13 protein-coding genes are annotated in these 12,553 nt (G+C 61.4%); 7 read left to right on the top strand and 6 right to left on the bottom strand.

Annotation, left to right across the window (positions count from 1 at the left end; translation table 11 throughout):
* Positions 1-36 precede the first annotated feature (36 nt).
* The gene (locus QMG25_RS09660) at positions 37-780 is read right to left on the bottom strand and encodes an SDR family NAD(P)-dependent oxidoreductase (protein ID WP_283459713.1); all 744 of its coding nucleotides are present in this window, start codon (positions 778-780) and stop codon (positions 37-39) included.
* Positions 781-894: 114 nt separating this feature from the next.
* On the opposite strand from QMG25_RS09660, the gene QMG25_RS09655 reads away from it, so the two are divergent.
* Together QMG25_RS09655 and QMG25_RS09650 are read left to right on the top strand one after the other, a co-directional pair.
* Positions 895-1,167 (top strand): hypothetical protein, encoded by a 273-nt coding sequence (locus tag QMG25_RS09655; RefSeq protein ID WP_283459712.1) that lies wholly within the window; start codon positions 895-897, stop codon positions 1,165-1,167.
* A gap of 234 nt (positions 1,168-1,401) precedes the next feature.
* On the top strand, positions 1,402-1,539 hold the full coding sequence (locus tag QMG25_RS09650; protein WP_283459711.1) for a hypothetical protein: 138 nt from the start codon (positions 1,402-1,404) through the stop codon (positions 1,537-1,539).
* An 81-nt stretch (positions 1,540-1,620) separates the two neighbouring features.
* Here QMG25_RS09650 and QMG25_RS09645 read toward each other — a convergent pair whose 3' ends face one another.
* The 3 genes from QMG25_RS09645 to QMG25_RS09635 form a co-directional block, all read right to left on the bottom strand.
* A complete protein-coding gene (locus tag QMG25_RS09645; RefSeq protein WP_283459709.1) occupies positions 1,621-2,082 on the bottom strand; it encodes a hypothetical protein in 462 nt (153 codons plus the stop codon).
* A gap of 191 nt (positions 2,083-2,273) precedes the next feature.
* Positions 2,274-2,822: a cyclodeaminase/cyclohydrolase family protein gene (locus QMG25_RS09640; RefSeq protein WP_283459707.1), complete on the bottom strand. Its 549-nt coding sequence runs from the start codon at positions 2,820-2,822 to the stop codon at positions 2,274-2,276.
* On the bottom strand, positions 2,822-4,513 hold the full coding sequence (locus QMG25_RS09635; RefSeq protein ID WP_283459705.1) for a formate--tetrahydrofolate ligase: 1,692 nt from the start codon (positions 4,511-4,513) through the stop codon (positions 2,822-2,824). The genes QMG25_RS09640 and QMG25_RS09635 overlap by 1 nt, the downstream gene beginning before the upstream one ends.
* A gap of 455 nt (positions 4,514-4,968) precedes the next feature.
* On the opposite strand from QMG25_RS09635, the gene QMG25_RS09630 reads away from it, so the two are divergent.
* Positions 4,969-6,042 (top strand): alkene reductase, encoded by a 1,074-nt coding sequence (locus QMG25_RS09630; RefSeq protein WP_283459703.1) that lies wholly within the window; start codon positions 4,969-4,971, stop codon positions 6,040-6,042.
* Here QMG25_RS09630 and QMG25_RS09625 read toward each other — a convergent pair.
* Positions 6,039-6,197, bottom strand: a complete 159-nt coding sequence (locus QMG25_RS09625; RefSeq protein ID WP_283459702.1) for a hypothetical protein — start codon at positions 6,195-6,197, stop codon at positions 6,039-6,041. The genes QMG25_RS09630 and QMG25_RS09625 overlap by 4 nt on opposite strands.
* Before the next feature lie 209 nt (positions 6,198-6,406).
* Here QMG25_RS09625 and QMG25_RS09620 point away from each other — a divergent pair, with 209 nt between their 5' ends.
* The 4 genes from QMG25_RS09620 (at position 6,407) to QMG25_RS09605 (ending at position 11,126) form a co-directional block, all read left to right on the top strand.
* Positions 6,407-7,048, top strand: a complete 642-nt coding sequence (locus QMG25_RS09620) for a DUF1684 domain-containing protein (RefSeq protein ID WP_283459700.1) — start codon at positions 6,407-6,409, stop codon at positions 7,046-7,048.
* Between the two features lie 1,415 nt (positions 7,049-8,463).
* A complete protein-coding gene (locus QMG25_RS09615; protein WP_283459698.1) occupies positions 8,464-9,093 on the top strand; it encodes a hypothetical protein in 630 nt (209 codons plus the stop codon).
* 18 nt (positions 9,094-9,111) lie between these two features.
* Positions 9,112-10,503, top strand: a complete 1,392-nt coding sequence (locus QMG25_RS09610; protein ID WP_283459696.1) for a sensor histidine kinase — start codon at positions 9,112-9,114, stop codon at positions 10,501-10,503.
* Complete coding sequence (locus tag QMG25_RS09605) at positions 10,500-11,126, top strand: response regulator transcription factor (RefSeq protein WP_283459694.1); 627 nt, start codon at positions 10,500-10,502, stop codon at positions 11,124-11,126. Before QMG25_RS09610 ends, QMG25_RS09605 begins: the two co-directional genes overlap by 4 nt.
* A gap of 880 nt (positions 11,127-12,006) precedes the next feature.
* Here the strand turns inward: QMG25_RS09605 and QMG25_RS09600 are convergent.
* Complete coding sequence (locus QMG25_RS09600; protein ID WP_283459692.1) at positions 12,007-12,249, bottom strand: hypothetical protein; 243 nt, start codon at positions 12,247-12,249, stop codon at positions 12,007-12,009.
* Positions 12,250-12,553 lie beyond the last annotated feature (304 nt).

The raw sequence follows: 12,553 nt of genomic DNA, 5'->3' as shown, positions 1-12,553 counted from the left end.
CTCCAAACACTGGTGTCTGCAGGTTCCTGCGAAGGATCAGTAGAGCTTGTTGGCTCCGCCGTCGGCCATGAGAGTTTGGCCGGTCATGTACCGCGAATCGTCCGAGAGCAGGAATGCCACGATCGGTGCGACGTCCGCCTCGGGATCTCCAAAGCGACCCAGCGGCACCTTGGCCAGCGAATCCTTGTACATCTCCGGGTAGGCCTCGCTCCATGCCTTCACCCCTGGGGTGAGCGCCATGGGAGAGACCACGTTGACGCGAATGTTGTCCTTGGCCCATTCGTTGGCCGTGACACGGGATAGCCCGCGGATGGCTTCCTTGGCCGAAGCATAGGCAGCTTGGGTTTCCTGTCCGACCATGGCCGAGCCCGAACCGAAGTTCACCACGGAGCCGCCGTTGACGGCCAGCAGCGGGTAGGCAGCCGCCATGAACTGGCGGGTGGCGCGGAAACCTGTGTTGAAGGAGAGGTCCCACTGTTCCTCGGTCAGGTCGTTGAACATGGCTTGACGCGATGCATGGGCGTTGTTGACCAGCCCGTCCAACCTGCCAAAGATTTCGCTGGCCATTTCGACGGCGGTCGCCGCAACTGCCTTGTCGCTGACATCGCCCAAGACGAACCGGACGTTCTCCCCGAGATCCCGCTTGAGGGATTCCCCGGCATTGCCATTGACATCAACCGCAACAACTTTGGCGCCGCGAGCCACTAAGACCTTGGAAATCGCACCGCCAATTCCCGAAGCTCCACCTGTGACGATGATTACCTTGTTTTCGAGTTGCATGCTGACTCCTTAGTCTCCGTTATACGGGATCGGACAATCCCTGGCTGCGGATTGCCCATATACTTAATCACAAGATCTTGTGAGTTGGCTGGAAGCTTGCGAATGACTTGTCATGTGAAACTGAGGATTCATGGACATAGCTTCGCGCAAATCCTCTCCCAGCACATCCGATCCGCAGGATCTCGGTCGCCAGCCGAAACCACCGGCTGGTCCTTGCTCGCATCGCTGATGCACGTGGCTGATGCCGCCCACGAGGTGCTGACAAGCAAGCCCTGCGCCCAAGCCCACGTCCACGTCCACGTCCACGTCCACGTCCACGTCCACCAGCGGCAGGATGCGCGGCTGGCGCGCTTTCACCAGCGTGCCTGTCCCGGTCAGCGAAACTGAAGTGGAGATCGACGGCGTCGTCCAATGCGGTCCGCGCCGGCGCTGGCACAGTTTCTTGCACGAAACCTCTACCCGGGAGACGTTCTGCTGCTCACCGGCTGACGTCCGACACGCCAGCACTGGTTCCGCAGTGGACAACAACACAAGCACAGCAACCAAGGAGTCCTGCTCTCCACACACGACGGTCTCTACGCTCTCAGCTCCACCTATCAGGGTCTCATCGCCTTCGGGCGGATGCTGCTCACAAGTGCCGAAGGCACCACGTGGGAAACCTCCGCAGCGACGTTTGAACCAGCCGTGTTGGCCGGAACCGCACTCGGCCACGACATCACCAACGACACCGGACTCACCTTCTCCCCCGCGACACCCTAACGGTGCTTCGATCTCGGTCGTGGTGTTCTGCCTGGGCCGGCCGCCAGGGCATGGGTGCGTTGAAGACTGATGGGCGTGTATTTAGTGGATCAGGACCTTCAGCAAGATCATGGCCACTCCCAGTGCTGCTGTTCCCAGCGTTCCCAGAATACGGATTCTCCAGCTGCTGCCACGTTGGGTAAAGGCAATGTAGCCTAGCGCGCCGAGGATTACGACTCCGAGCCAGAGGGCAACCCACATCACCACGGCGTCGGGTGTAATGCGCAGCGCTCCGATCAGCAAGACCACCAAGGGTGCCAGTGCGGAGGTGAAGAATCCAACTGAGCGCTGCAGCGCATGCCGGAATGCCGCTCCGAGGGTGATCTCATCGCCCTGTGTGACGCCGTGGCTGGCAACGGTGCCGGCGTAGACGTGCGCCGCCCAAAAGACAATCACTGTTCCCAACACGCTGAGGAAGGTCTCCCATGATGTGGCTCCGTAGCCGCCGGAAACGACGATCATGCCACTGACCAGCAGGGTTCCGTAAACTGATTCTTCAGTCACGAAGCTTGCATGGGGGTCTGGCCGCTGTGCACGTGTCTTGGGGTGTGCAGATCCGGTCGTCGTTGATTCATCCTTTTTTGGCTTGGGTTTGCGTCTCCCCGCCACTTCTTTCGGTATTCCTGCCGGAAAGAACTGGGACCGAAGTGTTGTCGGCATGAGTCCAGAGTCCGCCAGCCGGAGGAATGCTGGTTTCATTTGAGGCGGTCTGCGGCAGTGCGCGCCAAGATGGCGGCCGAGTGTGCCCGCGGAAACGGATCATCCTCCCCGACGTTCGCCGCAGTAAGTTCCGCGGCCACCTCGGCAGCGACCACTGCGATCCGGGCTGCAGCCGTGGCATCCCAACGCAGGTTCTGGTTGCCGTCCGCGGCCAGAACCGCTGCGATCTGTGCAATCTCGGCAGCCGACTCCGCCATGAACGCCGTTCCAGCGGACACCGCAGCCATCGCAGCTGCCCGGTCGCCTGGTGCCGCCAGTGCCTCCACGTAGCCTGCGGCATCGGCGGTCACCAGCGGTTCAAGCCCCTCCCGCAGCTCATCGGCGCGTTGGGCGAGGTCAGCAACACTAGGGAGTCCGGAGCTTGAGCGGCGGGCCACCTTCGCGGTTAGCCCCGCCGCGAGAGCACCCAGTACAGCCACGGCGGATCCGGCGGCCGGCACGGAATCTCCGCTGGCAACATCCTCGAACAGCTCACGCAACGGACGGTCGAGGTAGTCGCCCGAAGCCCAGCCGGTGGCTTCCATCAGGAAAGCCCGACGATCTCGCCGGCCTCGTCGATGTCAATGCGCTCGGCTGCCGGCGCAGACGAAAGGCCCGGCATGGTCCGCATGTCCCCGCAGATGGGATAGATGAATCCTGCGCCAAGCGATGCCCGGACCTCACGAACCGGCAGCCGCCAACCTGTGGGTGCGCCCTTGATACTGGGATCGGCAGACAAGGACAGGTGGGTTTTCGCGATGCACACCGGCAGGTCGCCGAAACCGGCGCGCTCGTACTTTTCCAGCTGACGGGCTGCCAGTGGCGAGAGATCCACGCCGTCGGCGCCGTACATCTCGCGCGCGATCACATCGATCTTGTCCACGAGAGGGAGTCCATCAGCGTACAGCCGGTGGAAATTCGTCGGCTCACTGCAAGCTTCCGCCACCGCCTCGGCCAGTTCGACCGCACCCTTGCCGCCTTGGGTGAAGTGGTGGCTGATCGCCACGCGCACCCCCTCTTCCGCCGCGATCTCTATGATGGCCCGATGCTCGCTTTCGTAGTCGGTGGGGAAGGCATTCACAGCGACCACCGGCACAACTCCGTGACGGCGGATGTTGGCGATCTGCCGACGCAGGTTTGGCGCCCCCGCGAACACATCGTCAGGGTTTTCAACAAGCATTTCTGGCGGAAGCGGACGGCCCGCGACGACCCTGTGCTTGTCGGAGTGGGTTTTCAAGTCGCGCACTGTCGCCACGATGACGGCAGCATCCGGGGTGAGACCGGAGGCACGGCACTTGATATTAAAGAACTTCTCCGCTCCAATGTCGGCACCAAATCCCGCTTCGGTGATGAGATAGTCGCCGGAGTGAATGCCAAGCAGGTCGGCAACAATCGAAGAGTTGCCGGTGGCGATGTTTCCGAACGGACCGCAATGCACCAGCACGGGGGTCTGTTCCGCCGTTTGCATCAGGTTCGGCTTGACGGCGTCCTTGAGTATCACCGTCATTGCACCCGCCGCCTTGAGCATCTCCGCCGTTACGGGTTCCCCGGCGCCGTCGTAGCCGACCATGATTCTGCCCATCCGGTCGCGGAGGTCTTGCAATGACGTGCACAGTGACAGTGCCGCCATGACCTCGCTGGCAGCGGTGATGTCGAAACCGTCCTGACGCGGACTGCCGTCGGCAGGGCCGCCGAGCCCGGTGATGATGTTGCGCAACTCGCGATCATTAACGTCCAGAACTCGCCGCCAGGTGATCTGCAGTGGATCGAGTCCAAGGTGGTTCTTCTTCTGGAGGTGATTGCCGATCATTGCCGATAACAGGTTGTGGGCGGCGGTGACGGCGTGCATGTCACCGGTGAGGTGCAGATTCAGGGCCTCCATTGGGACCACCTGCGCGTAGCCGCCTCCAGCAGCTCCACCCTTGATGCCCAGCGTGGGCCCCATCGACGGCTGCCGGATGGTGACGACCCCGAGTTTGTCGATGTGCCTGAAGCCTTGGCCCAATCCCAGGGCGGTGGTGGTCTTGCCGGATCCAAGCGGGGTCGGCGTAATTGCGCTGACAACTACATATTTGGCCCTCGGGCGTTCACGCAGTTCCTCGATCGCCGCGAGGGAGATCTTGGCTGCTGCGTTTCCGTAGGGCTCCAACAGATGCGGACCAATACCCATGGTTGCCGCGACCTCATCCAAGGGGCGGCGGACCGCAGCGCGCGATATCGCCAGGTCCGAGGGCATGGTCTCCGTGCCGGGTGCTGATGATTTGACGATGTGATGTCTCCTATGACGTTCTCCGCACCGCTTCGGGGGCCCGACTGGGCCGGGTAGTTACCCAGCGTAACCACATGTGGCATTTCTGGACAGGCATTGCGGGAGAAATCTACAACACCGCAAAACCGACACGGGTGAGCAATGGGACGAACACACTGGATGCGCCAGCTGGTTCTGAGGGCATGTTCGCGACGGCGGCTCTGGGATCAGCCCGCAGGCGCCGTGGTTGCCGTCTTGCTGGACCGGCCGCCGTCGAACATCCACAGAGTGGTCTTGAGAACGTCCTCCCCTCCCGCACGTGGCAGTGTGCGAGAAAATCAGGGAGTGCGCCCCCGACCCATCGGTGACATGCCGGCCGGGAATACCTTTCGTAGCAGGGCGGTTGTCCACGAGGTCAATGCCAACCATTGCTTGGAGCAACCATGAACCTGTTTTCCCCCGTTACCCTCGGGGCCCTGGAATTGTCCAACCGACTCGTCATGGCCCCGCTCACCCGATCCCGTTCCGGGATTGACGGTGTCCCCGGAGACGATGTCGTCGAGTATTACCGCCAGCGCGCCTCGATGGGCATGATCGTCAGCGAGGGCACGTACCCGTCGTTCGCCGGACAGGGATTTGTCCGCCAGCCGGGCCTAGTCACCGACGCGCACATCGCCGGCTGGAAGCGGGTCACCGACGCCGTGCACGCCGAGGGCGGACTCATCATCGCCCAGGTCATGCATGCCGGGCGCGTTGCACACCCGGCCAACACGGGTGGCAACCCGGTCGTGGCTCCCAGTGCCATCGCCGTCGAAGGCGAGACTCGCACCTACGACGGCAAGCAGCCCTTCCCCGTCCCTCATGCCCTGGCCGCTGAAGAACTGGGCGGAGTAACGGCCGAGTTCGTCCAAGCTTCCCGCAACGCCATCGCCGCCGGATTCGACGGCGTCGAGCTGCACGGCGCGAACGGCTACTTACTCCATGAGTTCCTCGCCCCCTCCGCCAACCACCGCACCGACACCTACGGCGGCTCGCCGGAGAACCGTGCACGCTTCGTCATCGAGACGGTGACGGCCGTCGCGGAGGCCATCGGCGCCGACCGGACCTGGCTGCGCATCTCCCCCGAACACAATGTCCAGGGCGCACTGGAAACAGACGACGCCGAGACGCTGGCGACCTACGCTGCGCTCACCGACGGTATCGCCGCGCTGGGATTGGCAGGCCTGAGCGTGCTGCACAAGGACCCATCCGGCGCTCTGGTCCGGGAGCTGCGCAGCCGTTTCGGTGGCCCGTTCCTGCTCAACACCGGCTTCGGCACCGTCACTACGCTCGACGAGGCTCTCCTCGTCGCCGGCAGCGGCTGGGCCGACGCCGTCGTGGTTGGCAGGCCTGCCCTGGCCAACCCGGACCTGGCCCGGCGTTGGCGCGAAGGCCTTCCCCTGAATGAGCCTGACTACTCCACGTTCTACACCGAGGGCGCCAAAGGATACATCGACTACCCGTTCTGGCAGAATTAAGGCTCGCCAACAGCAGGAATTTCCACACAATGTTCGACGGTGGCACCAGAGGAGGTTCCGCCGTCGAACATTGCGCCCATGGCGCTGAAGGTAGACACCAGTTTGTGCGGCAACATGCCGACATGCTGCTTTCCTTTCTGCCCAAGTTCGCCCACGCTGGAATCATGAGCACACCATGCGCCCCAGCCCCTGTGCCGGACCTGCCTGAATCTCGCCGAACTTATGGCTACTTCCCACTACCCCTGGCACAGCGACTGACGCCAGACAACCGCTCGTTGTTCTCCTGCGGGTCCAATGTTCTCAAGGGCTGGATGTGCGCCCACCCGCCGACGTCCGCCATCGACTGCACGGAGTTGGGATAGACATGGCATCCGTTGAGCAAACAGCCGCTGATACTGCAGACTGGCGCCTGCGTACCTTCGCGTTGTATTCACAAGTGCGCGCCACGGCCGAGCACGATGGCGCATCGGTGGCCCATGAACTGTGGGTGCGGGAACGCGATGCAATGTTTGCCAGCCACCCTGCCTCGGCGCTGGATCCCGAAAAGAAAGCCGTGTTCGCTGGCCTTAGCATGGCACCTTACGATCCAGCGTGGCGGTTTTCCTGCGAGATCGACTCTGAGGGTGCTGGACAGGAAATGACGGTGGCCACGGGCACCGATGGCACGGTGTCGTTCGTGCGGCTGGGCACCTTTGATATCCCGGACGTCGGCAAACTAGCCGCGTGGCGGCACTCCGGATACGGCGGCGGCATCTTCCTCCCCTTCCGTGATGCCACGTCTGGAGCCGACGGCGGCAGCTACGGGGCTGGCCGCTACCTGCTGGACACCATCAAGGGCGCCCACCTCGGCGTCGAGGGTGAACTATTTACCTTGGACTTCAACTTCGCCTTCAACCCTTCGTGCGCTTACGACCCCGCTTGGGCATGCCCGTTGCCCGGCCCCGACAACCGATTAAGCGTGCCGGTTCCCGTGGGTGAGATGTACCTGCCACAACCTAGAACCTGACGTCCCAGGCAGCTGAGCCGTCCGAACAACCGACCCTCGCGAGACCGGCACAGCGCGCAGCCGCGCCGCCGTCCACTGGGCGACCCGGCGACCGTCACCATCCTCACATAGACCTTCTTGACCTCCGAGAAAGGATAATTTCCCCCATGAAGTCGCATGGTCTTCTCTGGATCTTCACAGATCCACAGGCAGCGCACTTGGAGTCTTGCTGGTTCTTGGCTGCCGAGTGGTTCCGCCGGATGATCAGCAGCTGCACCGTCAAGGTTTCGGAAGCCAATAGCAGAAACGGCTGGTCGTCATGCTGACGGCATGTGGATACGGTCGGTTGCCTCGTCGTCACTGACGTCAAAGATAGTCAAGGTGAAGGAGTACCAGTAGACCTCATCGATGCGACCTTGCAGGGCGAATTGATTTTGTCGAGGAAGCGGTGTTTGCGGGCCCGGGCATTGTGCTTAAGCTGGCGCATGTCGGCGACTTTACAAAGGGGCTGGGAATGGCCTTTTGGCTCACTGTCAGGGTGACCATGACGACGAGAGAAACCTTGGAGTGCCTTACCGTTGCCAGGTGCTCCATGGAAACCTGCTTCGGGAATTGGACCAGCCTCCTCGTGCTGAGTTCGCGCAATCGAAATCCTGACAATACCTGTCAAACAGTGCGCCGGTTTGTGTTGCGGTAGGCCCTGACAGTTTGTCGGCTGGCTCGGCCGCCAGTTTCCTTCTCACCGAACCACAATTCACTCAGCGCATTGAGGCGCATGTCTCGTGAGACTCCCTCCGGATTGCTGACGATCCGTTCCTTGAGTCCAGATCAGTGCGCGCTGTGCGCTGGCGGCGGGGGCGCCACAGGCCTGAACTGTTCTGGTGATGCCGTCGCTGTCCCGGTATCAGGCAAACGCTCTCCAGCCACCGACTACCAACTAGGTTCGTTTGATTTTGTCCCATGTTTCCACGGGGAGTGGGCGCCTAGCCTGGCACTCACGGAGGATCCGCCGTCGTGCAGTTTGCATCAATGTTCCTCCCTGGCGCGGAGCCAAGCATTGAGGTCTGCGGGGTATATGCAAAGGTGTCCGCCGATCGTGTGGACCGGGGTACCCCGCTGTTTTCCGTCAAGAATATGGTCTTGTCCAGTTTTCTTCATATCTTTTTTGGTCTTGTTGTTGGGCAGACGGGTGTGGCTGGCGGTCCGCACCCGCCCGCTGATCTCCCCGCGACGGTTTCACTTTGACTAAGCCGGCGTATCGAGCCGCGTCCCGGAGAAGCATGGCAACCGCCTCTGCCGGTCGGGAACCATTTGCGAGATGGTGGGACCACAAACTTCGAACGGAGAATCTGATGGTCCAAGCCCAACATGTGGGTGCCGAGCACGGCACATCTACGCGCGACGGTGTCTCACCCGCCGGGCGAACAACGATAGTCGTGGGAGCGGTGATCGCGCCGGTCATCTTCGTGCTGACGGAGGCATTCTTTCCCGTGCTTCCGAACACGATCGAGGAGGCATTCCGCGTTATGGCTGAGCAGCGTGAGTTGGTCTTCGCCAAGCGGATGCTCTCCGGGGTGAGTTCGGCGCTGTTCATCCTCTTGGCCGGGCCGATCGGGTTTCTCGTTCCGCTCTCGGCGCGGGGAGCCATCCTGACGCGAATCGGGTTGCTGCTGATGAGCGCCGGCGCGATACTCAACGGGTTGAGCCAGATCGTACAGGGGTATGCAACACACGCCGCGACCCGGACAGGGATCCCGACCAGCGTGGGCCAGGACATCGTGTTAACGATCGTTTCCGGCGCCGAGGGCGTGCTGTTGGGATACTGGGTGCTCATCCTCTTCGCACTGGGATTGACTGTCGTTGGGGCAGGTCTCCTCCTGTCGCGACGAGTCGGCAAGTTCATGCCGATCTTGCTCATGGCCGGGACTGTGGTCGCCCTCGCACTCAGTGAACTCGGACCTATCGTGTTGGTCACGATGGCGCCGTTCGCCATCGCGTTGATTGTTCTCGTCGTCAAGGCTGCGCGGAGTGGTTACCTCAACCCCTTGTCTGACCGTACGAAGTGAGGCCATAGTTGTTTTACCATGGACGTCCACGAGATCACCAAGCCCCGAAGCACCCCGCTGACGGTCACCGCGGGGCTGAGCGCCGGCACCGCAGTGCTCGGCGGGTCGGTGGTGGCGGCGGTCGCTCCCGAGCGGCTGTTTGAGCTGCATGCCATCGAGGACGTAAGTCAGGCTGTCATCTGGGCTTCGCTTGCCGTGGTGGTGGCTCTATCGGGTGGATCCAGCGTTGTCGCGATGGCCATGCTGGCAGTCGCTGGCAGCGCAGCACTCGCCGTCAGCGGCACAGCTTGGGTGCAGATTTCGCCACTGCTCGGAGCAGATCCTGACCTTGCGCTCTGGACCGGCGGATGGATCTGGGTCATCGCGATCACCCTACCCATCACCCTCGTTCCAATTCTCTTCATTCCGGCGAGTACCGTATCCGTCCGCTGGCGCAGGCTCGGGATCGTGGCAGCGATCTCCGGATGTGCGATCGCTATGGGAGCAGGTGTTCTGTGGCGGGCGGACACGCCGGTGTTTGAGGGCGGCCAGCTTGTGGGCTTTGCGATCGTCGCGACAGCGGCGCTGCTCACTATCGGACTTGTGGCGTCCGCTGCTCACTCGACACGACGACTGCGTCCCCTCTTGGGAGCAATGCTCGTCACCGTGCCTGCGCTGTTCGCAGTGCTGCTGCTCCCTGAGTGGTCTCCATTCGTCCAGCTCCTCATTAGTCCGCTCATTCCGGTCTCCATCGCCGCCATCACCCTGCAGGACCTGATCGCCGGGTTGCGAACGTCCAAGCAGCAGGTAATCGAGGCGCGCGCTGACGAACGGGACCGAATCTCGGATGACCTTCACGACGATCTCGGCCCACTCCTGTCGGCGATCGGAATTCATGCCGACATCGCAGCACTCCGGCTCCGATCAGGCCGCCCAGACTCGCTCGAGGTAATTGAAATGGTTCGGTCCGCAGCAGATGAAGCCCTGCAAACTCTGCGCGGTGTGCTCGCTGATCTAAGCCCGATCCGCATGAACGGCCGCAGTCTCGAGAGCGCCGTCAGGCGTCTCGCTGACGAGATGGCAGTGGTAGGCGTGGAGATCAGTGTGCAGTCGGACATCGACGAAAATCTTTCTGAGCAAACTGGCATGGTCGCCTATCGCATCATCGCCGAATCCCTCACCAATGCCTTCCGTCACGCTCATCCGACCCGTGTTTCGATCGAACTCTTCCGCGTCGACAAGGGACTTCGAATACGGATCACTGACGATGGTCCCGGTCCACGACAAGCTGGCTCACATGGCGGTCGTGGCCTGGCCTCGATGGAGAAGCGCGCACTTTCGTTGGGAGGCTCTCTCGTCGTCGACTTCGACGGCGCATCAACCATCGTGAGAGCCGAGCTTCCCGAGAAGGCGAAAGTGCCACGATCGTGAAGATTCTGGTCTGCGATGATCACGCGGTCTTCCGGGAGGGGTTCACGCTTCTTCTGAAGGAAATGGGCATGGATGTCGTCGGCGCAGCAGCATCCGGCGAGGAACTGCTCGACCTGGCCCATACAAACGCCGTTGATGTATTCGTAGTCGACCTACACCTGCCGGGCATTAGCGGGATAGAGGCCATCCGCCGGCTGCTTCGCGACGATCCCGGCCGGCGAGTGCTTGTACTTTCGATGGTTGCCGACGATGTCGCCCTTTTCTCAGCGCTCCGTGCCGGTGCCACCGGGTACCTGCTCAAAGGCGCGCACAGTGCGGATGTGCACCGTGCGCTGGAGGCAGTCATGGAGGGGAGTCTATTCGTGGATGCGCCCCTCGCACGCCAGCTTGTCCACGGACTGAGCAGCTCCGAGGGGATATTTCCTCAGCTGACCTCACGTGAACGCGACATCCTCATCGAGCTCTGCCACGGTCGCTCGACGGATGCGATCGCGGCTTCCTACTTTCTCACGACAAAGACCGTGCGCAACAACGTGTCGAACATCATCGCCAAGCTCGGGGTCGCCACACGGGCGGAAGCTGTCGCAAAGGCGCACACAGCCGGCTTCGATGCTCCTGGCTGAGAGAAGCCCCACGATTGACCGCAAGTTGATGCCTCATCGAACAATGGCTGGCTGCAGTGCCCACAAGCCGGTTCCTCAAAGGTCGAGGCCCTTCTGCCGTGTAGTCTGAGATCCTAGATTTGAGGGAATGCCTGGCTCGAATGCGCAATGTTAAGGCGCTCCTTTGGAGCAGCCCTTGGACCTGTGGAGGGTGATTTTTCCGTATCGCGCGATAGATGAGGCAGCGAGCAGGTTTATCGCAATCAGGAAGACCCATGCACCATGCTTATTCTGACCGGCGGCATGATGATGTTCTTGGAGCTTGTTGTTGTGACTCTGAGCATCCTTAACGCACTCTGCAAGCAGTTTCCGCGGATCCAACGCCTAATGTGAGCCGGGTATGCATCAGGTCGTGGATTCGGGGAGTCTTCATAAAACGTGCTGTTTGGGGCGCCTGCACCGTCGATAACTAGTACCTCTGCCAGTACACGCTGTGCGCATTTCTCCCGTTTGTTCCCGTGGTGAAGAGGATGCCACTCCCCTGCCGGCCTGCAATCAAGGGAATGAGAATCTCTACAAGGTCCGGGGCCAGGGAGACAGTCTGCTTCCTTGCTCCAGTTTTCGTGGGTCCAACGTGGAGGCCGTTGCTGCCGTCGCGCTTCCACGCTGTGCGCAATTCTCACAGTCCCCGGCTAGAACACAAGGTCCGCGTCCGCAACGGTCACAGCTATCGCCTCACCGAAACGCGTAGCTGTCACGACGAAAATTGTGTGACACCCTTGCAGCGTTCAGGCATCTGGGACGAGCTTTGGCCAAACTTTGAGTACGTCAATAAGCGAGCGTCGACTTCCACGGTGGCGACAGAGGGCAACTGGACGCCACGACAAGGATTGTCTGACAGCTACTTCAGGTTTACAGCCGTTTCCATCGACGAAAAGATCAGAGAGTGGTTGTTCTTGATGGTTTTGGCCGATTTGCCATTCGATTGCATCTCACGAATCCAGTGTGTGATTTCACGGAAGTAGCTTTCATCGATTGGGATGGCACCAAGCCCCGGCGTGATGTGAAGATCCAGCAGGGTTTCGTTAGTGTACGAAGTCCCGAAGGGTGGTCGAACCAGCAGGTCCAGGTGTTCCTGGACCACCTGGGCAGCTGTGGGCGCTTGCTCAAGGACCTGGTGTAGGCCTCCTGGGCGACCGCAATGAACAATCCGTCGCCTGACAGGACCTTCGTCAGCAAGGCTGATGCCTAACAGTAATCGAAGGCTCGAGGGTGGCAGGAGCGGAGCTCAAGGGGCGTGGCTCAGGTTGCTGTTAAAGATTGTGATCTCTCGGGACATCGGTGACAGTTCTGCCTCAGGACTTTGGTGACACTTGATGTCTCAGGACATCGGTACCGCTTCGCGTCCTTAGCTTGAGCTGCGGAAGCGGGCACGGGCTTGGCTGATT

This window comes from Arthrobacter sp. H35-D1 (assembly GCF_030063185.1).
Classification (GTDB): domain Bacteria; phylum Actinomycetota; class Actinomycetes; order Actinomycetales; family Micrococcaceae; genus Specibacter.
This window is presented reverse-complemented; position numbering and strand designations above follow the sequence as displayed.